Source organism: Streptomyces sp. NPDC050636 (assembly GCF_040654775.1).
Lineage (GTDB): Bacteria > Actinomycetota > Actinomycetes > Streptomycetales > Streptomycetaceae > Streptomyces.
On sequence record NZ_JBFAIP010000017.1, the window covers coordinates 25235 to 38491 of the forward strand.

The following is a 13257-nucleotide window of genomic DNA, read 5'->3' on the forward strand; positions in this document are numbered from 1 at the left end:
CGGTCCCGATGGCCCAGCAGGCGCGCCTCGTCCCACGACCCGCCCGCCGCACAACGCACAGGGCCCGTACGGCACTTGTGTGACGTACGGGCCCTGCGGTGGAATCAGTCAGCAGACCGTCTACCGGTCAGCCGTCAGCCGTTGCGCTTCCAGCGCGGCTTGTCGTCGCGGCGGCCGAAGGAGCCGGTCGCGGTGCCGGAGCCACGGTGGTCGTCGCGGCGGGCGTAGGGACGGTCGCCGCCACCGGAACGGTAGCCACCGGAAGCGGGACGGCCACCGGAACGGTCGTCACGGTTGAACGGACGGTCGCCGCCACCGGAACGGTAGCCACCGGAAGCGGGACGGCCGCCGGAACGGTCATCGCGGTTGAACGGACGGCTCGGACGGTCGGCACGGTCGCGGTTGAAGCCGCCACCGGAGCGGTCGTCACGACGGTAGCCGCCACCGGAACGGTCGTCACGGCGGTCGCGGTTGAAGCCACCGCCGGAGCGGTCGTCACGACGGTCGAAGGAACGACCACCGGAGCGGTCGTCACGACGGTCGTCACGGCGGTCACGGTTGAAGCCGCCACCGGAACGGTCGTCACGGCGGTCACGGTTGAAGCCGCCGCCGGAGCGGTCGTCACGACGGTCGAAGGAACGACCACCGGAACGGTCGTCACGACGGTCGTCACGACGGTCACGGTTGAAGCCGCCACGGTCATCGCGACGGTCGAAGGAACGACCACCGGAACGGTCGTCACGACGGTCACGGCGCTCGAAGTTGCCCCGCTCATCGCGGCGGTCGTCACGACGCTCGTACGAGGAGGAGCGGCGCGGCGCGTCGTCCGGCGCGGTGGCCTGAGCCGGCACGGCGGCGGTCTCGGTCGCCTCGGCGGCCTCGGCGGTCACGGCAGCGGCGGCGAGCGCCTCGGCCGGGTCCTCGCCGCGCTCGCGGGCGGCACGGGCGGTCAGCCGGTCCGCCTCCTCGCGCAGCTCGGTGGCGCGGCGCTGCAGACGCTCCAGCTCGCGGGTCAGCTCGGCCACCTCGCGCTCCGCCTGCTTGGCGGAGTTGTTGGCACCGTCGGCCTGGACCTCGGTGAGCGAACGCGCGCCGGTGATCCGGGCGACGTCGTCGTCGAAGGCACCGGCGCCGCCGACGATGTGGCGCGAGGCGTCCACGCCCGCGTCCTCCATCAGGCGGAAGATCTGCCGGCGCTGGTGCGGCAGGGACAGGGAGACGACGGTGCCGGACTGGCCCGCGCGGGCGGTACGGCCCGAGCGGTGCAGATAGTCCTTGTGGTCGCCGGCCGGGTCGACGTTCAGGACCAGGTCGATGCCGTCGACGTGGATACCGCGGGCGGCGACGTCGGTCGCGACCAGCGCGTTGACGTAACCGTCCTTGAAGTCGGCGAGGACGCGGGTGCGCGCACCCTGGGTCATGCCGCCGTGCAGGGCGTCCGCCTTCACACCGGCCTCGACGAGCTGCTCGGCGATCCGGTCGGCGCCCAGCTGGGTGCGGACGAAGATGATGGTGCGGCCCTTGCGGGCGGCGATGGCGGCGGTGACCGGCGCCTTGTCCTTCGGCTTCACGACGAGGACGTGGTGGGTCATGGTCGTGACATTGCCCTGGGCGCTGTCGACCTCGTGGCTGACCGGGTTGCTCAGGTAGCGCTTGACCAGCGTGCCGATCTCGTTCTCCATCGTGGCGGAGAAGAGCATCCGCTGGCCGCCGGCCGGCACCTGGTCGAGCAGCTCGGTGACCTCGGGCAGGAAGCCCAGGTCGGACATCTGGTCGGCCTCGTCGAGGACGGCGACCTGGACGGCCTCCAGGGAGCAGGCACCGCGGTTGATGATGTCGCGCAGCCGGCCCGGGGTGGCGACGAGGACGTCGACGCCGCGCTCCAGGGCGTAGATCTGGTTGCCCATCGACGTACCGCCGCAGACGACCTTCATCTTCAGGCCCAGGACGTCGCCGTACGGCTGGAGGGCGTCGGCGACCTGCATCGCCAGCTCACGGGTCGGGGTGAGGATGACGGCGCGCGGCTTCTTCTTCTCGGTGTGGCCGCCGGCGAGCTGCGCCAGGGTCGGCAGACCGAAGGAGAGGGTCTTGCCGGAGCCGGTACGGCCGCGGCCGAGGATGTCCTTGCCGGCCAGGGCGTCCGGGATGGTCGCGGCCTGGATCGGGAACGGGGTGGTGACGCCGTTCTGCGCGAGCTTGCGGACGACGCCCTCGGGCAGTCCGAGGTCGGCGAAGGTGACGCCAGGGGCCTCGGTCGTCTCGGCGGCCTCGGTCGTCTCGGCGGCCTCGGTCGTCTCGGCGGCGTCGGTCGTCTCGGCCGCGGGGGCCGTCTCGACGGACTCGGCCGCCTCGGGAGCCGTCTGCTCGTCGTGTGCGGGCATGACGGACTGCTCAGTGGAAATTGACATGCGAAATGCGAAACCTTCCGGAGTCTCGGCACGCGCCCAAACTCCGTGTGATTTCACAAAGACCGCCTCTATGCGGTCAGCCACGGCAAGGGAGAGAACGCGCCACGCGGCGCGCTTCTTTTCTGGCGCCGGGCAAATGGGATCAAACGATCTACCACCATACGCACCCTGCCCCCCGGAAGGCAAATGACCTCCTCGGCGACCGGACGGCGGGCCCGCCCGGCAATCTTATCCGTCCCCTCACGCACCCGGCTCCACCTGCGAAAACTCCGGCGATTCGGGCGAAGGTCCGGACGCCTGTGATGTCGGCGACGGGGGGCTGCTCGGCGGCGGGGTCGGCTTCGCGGTCGGTGTGGGGGACGCCGGGGAGGGTGGCGGTGAGGACGGCTTGCCGGGCTGCGACGGCGTCGGCTCCGCGGACCCGCTCCCGGACGAACCACCGTCGCCGGTGGACCCGCCGTGCCCCGTTCCCGAGGTGGGCACCGGGCCGGACGGCGCCACCGTCCGCGAGGGCGTCTCCGGAGCGGGAGCCTCAGACGTCGCATCCGCCGACGGCTCCGTGTCTCCCGCACCGTCGCCCGTGCCCCGCGCGCCCTGGCTCCCTATCCGCCGCGGCCCGCCACCACGCCCGTCCGCCGTCACCCCGCCGGGCCCCGGTTCCGCGTTCTTCTCCTCGCCGTGCCGGGCAGTGCTGCCCGACGGCTTGGGCTGCCCCGGGTCGCTCACGCTCATGCACCCGGCCAGCGACGCGGCCAGCGCCGAAACGGTCACCGCGGCGGCGGTGACCCGGGCCAGCGCACGTCCGCCGGACGCGGACAGCGGCCCGGACGAGGGCAGGGACGAGGACCGGGACGCGGACGAGACGGGCGACGGCGCCGCGGCCGGGGACGGCACCGGAGCCGGGGACGACGGCATCGGTGACGACTGGCCGGTGTGACGGGACGGACGGAAAGGGATCGGGCGCACGGGCGGGACCTCCGGATCCGGAGCGCAGGGACGGCAGCGACGGACGTCCTGCCCAACTCCCGCCCCCCGCTTGAGGACACGCGCACCGCGCGCCCGATCCGTAGCACCCGCACCGCGCGCCAGACGCGTACGACACGCCCCAGGGATTGCCGTCGGGCTCCCTAGGGTCTGTCCGATGGGTCAGGGTCGGAAAGGCCCTAGCCGTAACCGAGTGCGTGCAGCCGCTCGTCGTCGATCCCGAAGTGGTGCGCCACCTCGTGAACGACCGTCACCTCGGTCTCCGCGACCACGTCCTCGCGCGTCTCGCACATCCGAAGCGTCGGCGCCCGGTAGATCGTGATCCGGTCCGGCAGCACACCCGCGTACCACTCGCCGCGATCGGTCAACGGCGTGCCCTCGTACAGCCCGAGCAGGTCGGGGTCGTCGGCCGGGGGCTCGTCCTCGACGAACACCGCCACGTTGTCCATCAGCCGGGTCAGCTCCGGCGGGATCCGGTCCAGCGCCTCGGCGACCAGTTCCTCGAACTCCTCACGCGTCATTTCCAGCACAGCACCATTCTCCGCTACCCGGCCCCGGAACCGATCGACGAGGACCGGCATCCGGCGGGCCGACCCGGAGCGCCCGCTCCCCGGTTGACACCCGCCACGGCCGGGCATACCGGACCAATGGCCCGCGTCGCGCGCTTCCGGAGACCGACCACCGACAACCGGGGAAGCCGTCTGCTCCGGCTGCTCCGTGCCCGGCTCCCGGGCGTACGGAACCTGCCCCGAGCCGTCCGCCACACCTACCGCGGCCGCCGTACCGCCCCCACTCTCGCGCTCATCCGGCCCCCGCGCCGCCCCTTCTGTTCCGCCCTGGGCCTGATAGCCGTCACCCTCCTCGGCGGCTGGCTCGGGCTGCTGGTGATCGGTGGCATCCACGCCCCCGTAGGCCCGATGGACACCCGCATGGCGCTGCGCCCCTCCCTGACCGGCGGCACCAGGATCAACGTCTCGCCCCTCGGTGACCTGGAACTCCGCAGCCACTACGCCCCGGTGCGGCTCGATGTCGATGTCGACCGGCTGGACCCGGTCCGCGCCCAGGAACTGGTCGACCACCCCGACCGGTTCGCCGGCCTGCAGGCCGAGGTCACCGACGACGTCACCCGGAGCGCCGCCGACCTCGCCCTGCACTCCTGCGTCGCGGTGGCGTCCGGCGCCACCGCGCTGGGCCTGGCGGTCTACCGCCGGCCGCGCCGCGCCCTCGCCGCCGGCGGTCTCGCGCTCACCCTGCTGGGCGCCTCCGGCGCCGCCGCGTACGCCACCTGGAACCCGGACTCCGTCCTGGAACCGAAGTTCTCCGGACTGCTCTCCTCGGCCCCGTCCGTGGTCGGCAACGCCCGCAACATCGTCAGCGAATTCAACGTCTACCAGAAGGAGTTGGCGCGTCTGGTCACCAACGTCACCAAGCTCTACGACGCCACGTCGACGCTGCCGACGTACCAGCCGGACCCCACCACCATCCGCGTCCTGCACGTCTCCGACATCCACCTCAACCCCGGCAGCTGGCGGATCATCGAATCCCTCGTCAAGCAGTACCGGATCAACGTGATCATCGATACCGGCGACACCATGGACCACGGCTCGGCCGCCGAGAACCCCTTCCTGGACCCGGTCTCCACCCTCGGCGCCCCGTACGTGTGGGTGCGCGGCAACCACGATTCGCGCACCACGCAGAAGTACCTGACCGGTCTCGAACACGTCACCGTCCTCGACGACGGGCGGGCCGCCACGGTGGCCGGGCTGCGGATCGCGGGCGTCGGCGACCCGCAGTTCACCCCGGACCGCTCCGTGGTGCCCGCCGGCGACCCCGCGGAGCGCACCGCGGGCGGCCGGCTCGCCGACTCGCTGCGCACCCAGCGGCTGGCCGGCACGCCCGTCGACATCGCGCTCGCCCACAACCCCGCCGCCGCGACGGAGGCCGACGGCCTGGCCCCGCTGGCGCTGGCCGGCCACGTCCATCACCGCGAGCGGACCATGCTCCCCCAGGGCACCCGGCTGATGATCGAGGGTTCGACGGGCGGCGGCGGGCTGCGCGCCGTGCAGAACACCAAACCCGAGCAGGTCCAGGCGTCGGTGCTGTATCTGGACCGGAAGACCAAGCGGCTGCAGGCGTGGGACGAGATCACGCTCGGCGGTCTCGGCCTGTCCCGCGCCGAGGTGAGCCGTCATCTCCCCCGGGAGAACCAACCCGGCGCGAGCCCGTCACCGACCGGCTCGCACGGCCCCGCTCCGGGAGCGTCCGGAACCCCCTCGCACAGCCCCGGGTAAACCGTTTTGGCGAACGGTCCTCCCATCCCATATGCTTCTCACGTCCCCGACGGCGCCGGTAACGACGCCAAGGTGGCCACCAGCCCTCATCGTCTAGTGGCCCAGGACGCCGCCCTTTCAAGGCGGTAGCACGGGTTCGAATCCCGTTGGGGGCACGCATCACCGTGTGCGAGACTGGCTCAGGCCGCTTTCGCACAATGCAAGGTCCTGTGGAGCAGTTTGGAGTGCTCGCCACCCTGTCAAGGTGGAGGCCGCGGGTTCAAATCCCGTCAGGACCGCTGCGGCTGGGTAGCTCAGTTGGTACGAGCGATCGCCTGAAAAGCGATAGGTCGCCGGTTCGACCCCGGCCCCAGCCACACCCTTTGGGAGAAGGCCCCGATCCGATGGATCGGGGCCTTCTTCATGCCCGGTCGGCGGCCGCCGCTTCTTCTTCGGTGGCGTCCTCGGCCCGCGGGTCCCAGAAGATCAGCCAGGCTCCGCCGCTGATCACTCCGGTCGCCGTCAGCCCCAACGCCATCTTCACCAGCCGCATATCGCCCTCCCAGTCATGCACCGGCCCGAAGACCAGCCAGGCCGCGAACGCGATACCCGCGGCCATGACCGCGACCCCGCCCAAACGCCGTAAGAATCTGATTCCCCTCGTCATGGCGTCATCCTCGCACCGCCCCGGATCACCACGGCCGGAATTACCGGCCGGAGCGACGCCCCGCTCAGCCGGTGGCCGCCGCATGCGCCGGGGCCGTCTCCCGGCCACCCGGATGGCGGTTCCGCCGGATCCAGAAGACCGTGCAGGACAGCACCGCCCAGCCGGCCAGCACCAGGAACGGGAAGGCGTGCTGGTGGCCGCCGAAGTAGACCGCGGTGTGCTGGGCGTTGACCGAGGCGCCCGGCGGCAGCCAGCGGCCGATGTGGCCGAGGACGGACGGCAGCAGCGGCCAGGAGACCGCGCCGCCCGAGGACGGGTTGCCCAGCAGCACCATCAGCCCCCAGGTGGGGAGCATCGCCCAGCGCCCCATCAGGGCGTTGAACATCGCGAAGACCATGCCGGACGTGAACATCGTCAGCGAGAGGATCGCCCAGGACTCGGCGAACGGCAGGTGCAGCGCGCCGAGCAACCAGTCCACCACCGCCACGATGGCGAAGCCGCCCAGCAGCGCGTAGAGCGCGGTGAAGGCGATCCGCTCCGCCGGATTGAGGGCGCCGGCGTGCACGCTCAGCTGGATCGCGCCGACGAAGCCGACGATCACCGAGGCCAGTGAGACGTAGAAGAGCGCGAGGCCGCGCGGATCGCCGTCCTGCAGCGGCTTGATGTCCCGGATCCGGACGTCCATGCCGATGCTCCCGCCGACCTGGGCGCCCGTCTCGGCCAGCAGTTGCGCCACCGACGCGCCCGAGGCGCCGGACACATCCAGTTCCACCGTCCGGCCGCGGGCCCGCAGGACGGCGAACTCCCGCTGGTCGTCGACGGCCCTTCTGGCCGCGCCGTAGGTGGCGTACTCGGTCAGCTGGAGCGAGGCGTGCAGCGCCTGCTCCATTCCGGCGGCGAACGCCTTCTGCTGCGGGGTGTCCCCGGGGCCGACCACGGCGGTCGGGATGTGCCGCGGGGTCGGGTTGGCCATGGCGTAGGTGTACGAGCCGGCGAACAGGCCGGCGGCCGCGGCGACGATCAGCACCAGCACGGTCGCGGGAAAGAACGGCGATTTCTTGAAGGCCGCCCATTTCTCCGCCCCGGTCGGCCGCCTCCCATGTGCACCATGCGATGGGGGCAGCTCCCACGCCCTTAAGGCCTTGGGGGATGGTTCACCGCGCTGATCAGGCATGTGAACACGCTAAGCCACCCATGCCGGACATTCCCGGGCAGGTCCAGGTGCGTGCGCGGTGGGCGCACCACGGGTGCTCCGACCGCCGTCAGCAAATCGTTCGCCAGTAATTTGCGTGAGGTGAGATCCTGGGGGTCGTATGTCCAGTCAGCCTGCCCCCGCCCTGCCCGACGGCGCCACTCCCACCCTGCCCGCTCTGCTTGAGCGACTGCCCGAGCTGACGCTGCGCGACCAGCAGCGGCTGGGGCGTCGACTCGACGGCGCGCGCCGGATCCGTAAGCCCGAAGCCCGCGCAGCCGTGCTCGCCGAGATCGCCGAAGGCGTCGAGGAGGCGGAGCTGCGGGTCGCCCAGCGGCGCGCCGCCATGCCCGCGGTCACGTATCCCGAAGAACTCCCGGTCAGCCAGAAGAAGGACGACATCCTCGCCGCGATCCGGGACCACCAGGTCGTGATCGTCGCGGGTGAGACCGGCTCCGGCAAGACCACCCAGATCCCCAAGATCTGCCTGGAGCTGGGCCGGGGTGTGCGCGGCCTGATCGGGCACACCCAGCCACGCCGGATCGCGGCCCGTACGGTCGCCGAGCGGGTGGCCGAGGAGCTGAAGACCCCGCTGGGCGAGGCGGTGGGCTGGAAGGTCCGCTTCACCGACCAGGTCGGCGGCGACACCCTCGTCAAGCTGATGACCGACGGCATTCTGCTCGCCGAGATCCAGACGGACCGCGAGCTGCGCCAGTACGACACGATCATCATCGACGAGGCCCACGAACGCAGCCTCAACATCGACTTCATCCTCGGCTATCTGGCGCAGCTGCTGCCCAAGCGCCCGGATCTGAAGGTGGTCATCACCTCCGCGACCATCGACCCCGAGCGGTTCTCGCGGCACTTCGGGGACGCCCCGATCGTCGAGGTCTCCGGACGTACGTATCCCGTAGAGGTGCGCTACCGGCCGCTGCTGGAAGAGGGCGGGCAGGCGGCGAACAATCTGGAGGGCGACCGGGACCAGATCACCGCGATCTGCGACGCCGTGGACGAGCTGCAGGCCGCGGGCCCCGGCGACATCCTGGTGTTCCTCTCCGGCGAGCGCGAGATCCGCGACACCGCGGACGCGCTCAACAAGAAGGCGCTGCCCGCCACCGAGGTCCTGCCCCTGTACGCCCGGCTGTCGCATGCCGAGCAGCACCGCGTCTTCCAGCGGCATACCGGCCGCCGGATCGTGCTCGCCACCAATGTCGCAGAGACCTCGCTGACCGTGCCGGGCATCCGGTACGTCATCGACCCGGGCATGGCGCGGATCTCCCGCTACAGCTTCCGCACCAAGGTGCAGCGGCTGCCGATCGAGCCGGTCTCGCAGGCCAGCGCCAATCAGCGCAAGGGCCGCTGCGGCCGTACCAGCGACGGCATCTGCATCCGCCTCTATTCCGAGGACGACTTCCTCACCCGCCCGGAATTCACCGACGCGGAGATCCTCCGTACCAACCTCGCCTCCGTCATCCTCCAGATGACCGCGGCCGACCTCGGCGACATCGAGAAGTTCCCGTTCATCGACCCGCCGGACCGCCGCAACATCAAGGACGGCATCGATCTGCTGAGCGAGCTCGGCGCGCTGGACACCAAGCAGAAGTCCCCGCAGTCGGGGCAGAAGGGGCAGCGGCTCACCCCGGTCGGCCGCAAGCTCTCCCAGCTGCCGGTCGACCCGCGGCTGGCCCGGATGGTGCTGGAGGCCGACCGCAACGGCTGTGTCCGCGAGGTCATGGTCATCGCGGCCGCGCTGTCCATCCAGGACCCGCGCGAGCGGCCCTCCGACAAACAACAGCAGGCCGACCAGCAGCACGCCCGCTTCAAGGACGAGACCAGCGACTTCCTGGCCTTCCTCAATCTGTGGCGCTATGTCCGAGAACAGCAGAAGACGCTGTCGTCGTCGGCGTTCCGCCGGATGTGCCGGACCGAGTTCCTGAACTATCTCCGGATACGCGAATGGCAGGACATCTACTCGCAGCTGCGTACGGTCGTGAAGACCATGGGGATTCACCTCAGCGAGGAAGACGCGGCGCCGGACCATATCCACACCTCCCTCCTTTCCGGTTTGCTTTCGCATATCGGCTTGAAGGACACGGACGCCAAGAACGAATACCTGGGCGCCCGCAGCGCCAAGTTCGCGGTCTTCCCCGGCTCCGCCCTCTTCAAGAAGCCACCGCGCTGGATCATGTCCGCGGAGCTGGTGGAAACCTCCCGCCTGTGGGCGCGGGTGAACGCGAAGATCGAGCCGGAATGGGTCGAGCCGCTGGCTCAGCACCTGGTGAAGCGGACATACAGCGAGCCGCACTGGGAACAGAAGATGGCCGCGGTGATGGCGTACGAGCGGGTGACGCTCTACGGCGTGCCGCTCGTCGCCCAGCGCAAGATCGCCTACGGCCGGATCGACCCGGAGGCCTCGCGCGACCTGTTCATCCGCAATGCCCTCGTCGAGGGCGACTGGCGCACCCACCACCAGTTCTTCCATGACAACCGCAAACTCCTCGGTGAAGTCGAGGAGTTGGAGCACCGCGCCCGGCGCCGCGACATTCTCGTGGACGACGAGACGCTCTTCGACTTCTACGACCAGCGCATTCCGGCGGACGTCGTCTCCGGCGCGCACTTCGACTCCTGGTGGAAGAAGAAGTGCCAAGAGGAACCGGAGCTCCTGAACTTCGAGCACTCGATGCTCATCAACGAATCCGCCGAGACCGTCACCAAGGACGACTATCCGGATTCCTGGCGCCAGGGAAAGCTGAAGTTCAAGGTCACCTACCAGTTCGAGCCCGGCGCCGACGCGGACGGCGTGACCGTCCATGTCCCGCTCCAGGTCCTCAACCAGGTCTCCTCCGAGGGCTTCGACTGGCAAATCCCGGGCCTGCGTGAGCAGTTGGTGACGGAGCTGATCCGTTCGCTGCCCAAGCCGATCCGCCGCAACTACGTCCCGGCGCCGAACTTCGCGGCCCGCTTCCTGGATTCGACGGTGCCCCTGCAGGGCGCCCTGACGTCCTCTCTGGCGGCGGGTCTCCAGCAGATGGTGGGCGTACCGGTGGAGGCGGCGGACTTCGACACCGCCAAGGTCCCCGACCACCTCAAGATCACCTTCCGGGTCGTCGACGAGCGGCGCCACAAGCTCGCCGAGGCCAAGGACCTCGAAGCGCTGCGACTGCAGCTCAAGCCGAAGACCAGGGCCGCCATCTCCAAGGCGTTCGAGCAGGCCGCCGAGCGGCCCGGCAAGGACGGCAGGGGCGCCAAGGGCGACGGCCCCGCGCTGGCCGGCCTGGAGCAGCGCACGGGCCTGACGTCCTGGACGATCGGCGCGCTACCGCGCACCTTCGAGACCCGGCGCGCAGGCCAGCCGCTGAAGGCGTACCCGGCGCTGGTGGACGAGGGCAGCAGCGTCGCCGTACGGCTCTTCGACACGGAGGCGGAGCAGCTGCAGGCGATGTGGGCGGGCACCCGCCGCCTCATCCTGCTCAACATCCCCGCCAACCCCGCCAAGTTCGCTCAGGACAAGCTGAGCAACCAGCAGAAGCTCGCGCTGTCCCGCAACCCGCACGGCTCCATCGCGGCGCTCTTCGAGGACTGTGTGACGGCCGCCGCCGACCGGCTGATCGCTGCCCGTGGCGGTCCGGCGTGGGACGAGGAGTCCTTCCGGAAGCTGTTCGACGGGGTGCGCGCCGACCTGGTGGACGCGACGCTGAGGACCATCCAGCAGGCCCAGGAGGTACTGGCCGCCTGGCAGGCGTGCGAGCGCCGGCTGAAGGCGACGACATCCCCCTCGCTGCTGCTGTCGCTGGCGGACGTCAAGGAGCAGCTGGCGGCCCTCATGAAGCCGGGCTTCGTGACCGCGCACGGCGCCAAGCGACTGCCGGACCTGATGCGCTATCTGGTGGCCGCCGACCGCCGGCTGCAGCAGATGCCCACCAACGCCGAGCGGGACCGCAGCCGGATGGCGAAGGTGAAGGAGATGCAGGACGAATACGCCTGGCTCCTGGAGCAGTTCCCCCAGGGCCGCCCGGTTCCGGCCGCGGCCCGGGAGATCCGCTGGATGATCGAGGAGCTGCGGGTGAGCTACTTCGCGCACGCTCTGGGGACGGCGTATCCGGTCTCGGACAAGCGCATCGTGAAGGCCGTGGACGCGGCCGCTCCCTAGGGCGGGGCGCTCACCGGCATCGAGTTCGACCGCACCCCCTGACCTGCTGTACAGTCTTGCTTCGCAGCCCGCCGAACAAGCGGGAAGCGAAACGCAAGGTCCTGTGGAGCAGTTTGGAGTGCTCGCCACCCTGTCAAGGTGGAGGCCGCGGGTTCAAATCCCGTCAGGACCGCATTTTCCAGGGCCCGCATTCGTCATCGGATGCGGGCCCTGGTGCTTTCCGGCCCGGAACACACCGATGGCCGCGCCCGCGGCGGAGCCGCGATCAGACCCCGCAAATCCCGTCAGGACCGCGGCTACTTCCAGCCGGTCTCTCCACCAGGTGCCGGCCGTGGTTGCCGGCCCGCCCGCATCGCTCACCAGGACGGGTGCCGTTGCGCGTCGTGGCCCGAAGGCTGCTCCGGGTGACGGCCGGGGGCTTCGGTCGTCTTGACTGCGGCACGTACCGCCGGTACTCACAGAGGAAGCGTGGGGCCGGGGAGGTGCGTGCGATGACGACAGCAGCAAGGCACGAGACCAGGGCGTTGTTGCGCGCCCATCTGGCGGCCGCCACGGGCTACCGCCATCTGACGCGGCACTGCCCCATCTGCCATCAGCTGCTGCGGCTCGCCATGGAGCCGCACAGGGCCCGCTCCGGGCCCGCGGCGTCCACCGCCGCACCCGCCTCCTCCCAGGCCGCCTGCGGGCCGTCGACAGCGGAGGACGAAAGTCCCCCGACCCGATGACCAATGACGCCTCCCTCACCCGCCGTGCGGTGGCACGCTGTTGAGTGACGGCGTTGAGTGACAGCGCTGGAAGTTCACTACAGCAGTGGCCGTACAGCCTTCAAGAACCTCATCGCGTGACGGGAGTCACCGAACAAGTTTCACGAGATAGGGAACTTACCCCCGCCTTACAACCAGTCAATTTAATATGTGCAATTGCACCACCCTCCAGCGACTCCGAAACGAGACCGCCGGGTCCGCCCAGACGGACCCCCTGAGGAGCCCTGACGGCACCCTGGCCGCCGCCCGGAGCGGTGTCGGCGCCGGGTCGGCCGGACCGCGACGAGGAGCCCCGGAGCGGGCGTACACGCAAAAAAGATCGCGCTGGACCCGGCGGAGTCCAGCGCGATCAATGACGTACCCAGATGGAGCGGGTGTGGGGCCTGTTGGGGCAGGCACCCCGTCGGTGGAGCTGAGTGGAGCTTGGTGGAGCAGGTGGAGCTAAGTGGTGCCAAGTGGGCATTTTCGGGTTGGGGGGACCGAAAACAGCCTGGCTATGCGGTTATTCAGGCCTCGCTGCGCTGCTGCGGGATACCCGCGAGCAGTGCGCGGACCTCAGCCTCGCGGTAACGCCGATGCCCTCCGAGCGTGCGGATGGACGTGAGCTTGCCTGCCTTGGCCCAACGGGTCACCGTCTTCGGGTCCACGCGGAACATCGTGGCAACCTCAGCAGGGGTAAGCAGCGGCTCGGCGTCAGGGGTGCGAGCGGTCATGAGCGGCCTCCTCGGGAGAACCGAACCATCACGGTTCTTTCCTCTAAATTCTGCACCTTGACCCACGTTGCCCGAAATGGCGGACGCGGGCCGAGTCGGTTATAGGACG

Annotated in this window: 9 protein-coding genes and 4 tRNA genes; 8 read left to right on the forward strand and 5 right to left on the reverse strand. The window is 70.2% G+C overall.

What is annotated here, in order from left to right; translation table 11 throughout:
- Positions 1-134 precede the first annotated feature (134 nt).
- Positions 135-2408, reverse strand: a complete 2274-nt coding sequence (locus AB0I10_RS16210) for a DEAD/DEAH box helicase (protein ID WP_363153100.1) — start codon at positions 2406-2408, stop codon at positions 135-137.
- Between the two features lie 352 nt (positions 2409-2760).
- Here AB0I10_RS16210 and AB0I10_RS16215 point away from each other — a divergent pair, with 352 nt between their 5' ends.
- Complete coding sequence (locus AB0I10_RS16215) at positions 2761-3345, forward strand: hypothetical protein (protein WP_363153101.1); 585 nt, start codon at positions 2761-2763, stop codon at positions 3343-3345.
- Positions 3346-3571: 226 nt separating this feature from the next.
- Here the strand turns inward: AB0I10_RS16215 and AB0I10_RS16220 are convergent, their stop codons facing one another.
- A complete protein-coding gene (locus AB0I10_RS16220) occupies positions 3572-3922 on the reverse strand; it encodes a metallopeptidase family protein (protein ID WP_363153102.1) in 351 nt (116 codons plus the stop codon).
- 117 nt (positions 3923-4039) lie between these two features.
- Between AB0I10_RS16220 and AB0I10_RS16225 the strand changes: the two genes are divergently transcribed.
- From AB0I10_RS16225 to AB0I10_RS16240, 4 genes are all read left to right on the forward strand, one after another.
- Positions 4040-5683 (forward strand): metallophosphoesterase, encoded by a 1644-nt coding sequence (locus AB0I10_RS16225; protein ID WP_363153103.1) that lies wholly within the window; start codon positions 4040-4042, stop codon positions 5681-5683.
- 82 nt (positions 5684-5765) lie between these two features.
- Positions 5766-5838, forward strand: a tRNA-Glu gene (locus AB0I10_RS16230).
- Between the two features lie 48 nt (positions 5839-5886).
- Positions 5887-5961, forward strand: a tRNA-Asp gene (locus AB0I10_RS16235).
- Between the two features lie 4 nt (positions 5962-5965).
- Positions 5966-6039 (forward strand) — tRNA-Phe (locus tag AB0I10_RS16240).
- A 44-nt stretch (positions 6040-6083) separates the two neighbouring features.
- On the opposite strand, the gene AB0I10_RS16245 is transcribed toward AB0I10_RS16240, so the two are convergent.
- Positions 6084-6329: a hypothetical protein gene (locus tag AB0I10_RS16245; RefSeq protein WP_363153104.1), complete on the reverse strand. Its 246-nt coding sequence runs from the start codon at positions 6327-6329 to the stop codon at positions 6084-6086.
- 64 nt (positions 6330-6393) lie between these two features.
- Complete coding sequence (locus AB0I10_RS16250) at positions 6394-7503, reverse strand: ABC transporter permease (RefSeq protein ID WP_363153105.1); 1110 nt, start codon at positions 7501-7503, stop codon at positions 6394-6396.
- Between the two features lie 139 nt (positions 7504-7642).
- On the opposite strand from AB0I10_RS16250, the gene hrpA reads away from it, so the two are divergent.
- From hrpA to AB0I10_RS16265, 3 genes are all read left to right on the forward strand, one after another.
- Positions 7643-11671 (forward strand): ATP-dependent RNA helicase HrpA, encoded by a 4029-nt coding sequence (hrpA, locus tag AB0I10_RS16255; protein ID WP_363153106.1) that lies wholly within the window; start codon positions 7643-7645, stop codon positions 11669-11671.
- Between the two features lie 97 nt (positions 11672-11768).
- A tRNA-Asp gene (locus tag AB0I10_RS16260) sits at positions 11769-11843 on the forward strand.
- 319 nt (positions 11844-12162) lie between these two features.
- Positions 12163-12396: a DUF6274 family protein gene (locus AB0I10_RS16265; protein WP_363153107.1), complete on the forward strand. Its 234-nt coding sequence runs from the start codon at positions 12163-12165 to the stop codon at positions 12394-12396.
- 545 nt (positions 12397-12941) lie between these two features.
- Here the strand turns inward: AB0I10_RS16265 and bldC are convergent.
- The gene (gene bldC / locus AB0I10_RS16270) at positions 12942-13148 is read right to left on the reverse strand and encodes a developmental transcriptional regulator BldC (RefSeq protein ID WP_003949541.1); all 207 of its coding nucleotides are present in this window, start codon (positions 13146-13148) and stop codon (positions 12942-12944) included.
- Positions 13149-13257: the final 109 nt, after the last annotated feature.

Bases quoted from the DNA above. Each gene is read 5' to 3' on its own strand.
- AB0I10_RS16210 (WP_363153100.1), bottom strand. From the start codon at position 2,408: ATGTCAATTTCCACTGAGCAGTCCGTCATGCCCGCACACGACGAGCAG.
- AB0I10_RS16225 (WP_363153103.1), top strand. From the start codon at position 4,040: ATGGCCCGCGTCGCGCGCTTCCGGAGACCGACCACCGACAACCGGGGA.
- AB0I10_RS16245 (WP_363153104.1), bottom strand. From the start codon at position 6,329: ATGACGAGGGGAATCAGATTCTTACGGCGTTTGGGCGGGGTCGCGGTC.
- AB0I10_RS16250 (WP_363153105.1), bottom strand. From the start codon at position 7,503: ATGCCTGATCAGCGCGGTGAACCATCCCCCAAGGCCTTAAGGGCGTGG.
- hrpA (WP_363153106.1), top strand. From the start codon at position 7,643: ATGTCCAGTCAGCCTGCCCCCGCCCTGCCCGACGGCGCCACTCCCACC.
- AB0I10_RS16265 (WP_363153107.1), top strand. From the start codon at position 12,163: ATGACGACAGCAGCAAGGCACGAGACCAGGGCGTTGTTGCGCGCCCAT.
- bldC (WP_003949541.1), bottom strand. From the start codon at position 13,148: ATGACCGCTCGCACCCCTGACGCCGAGCCGCTGCTTACCCCTGCTGAG.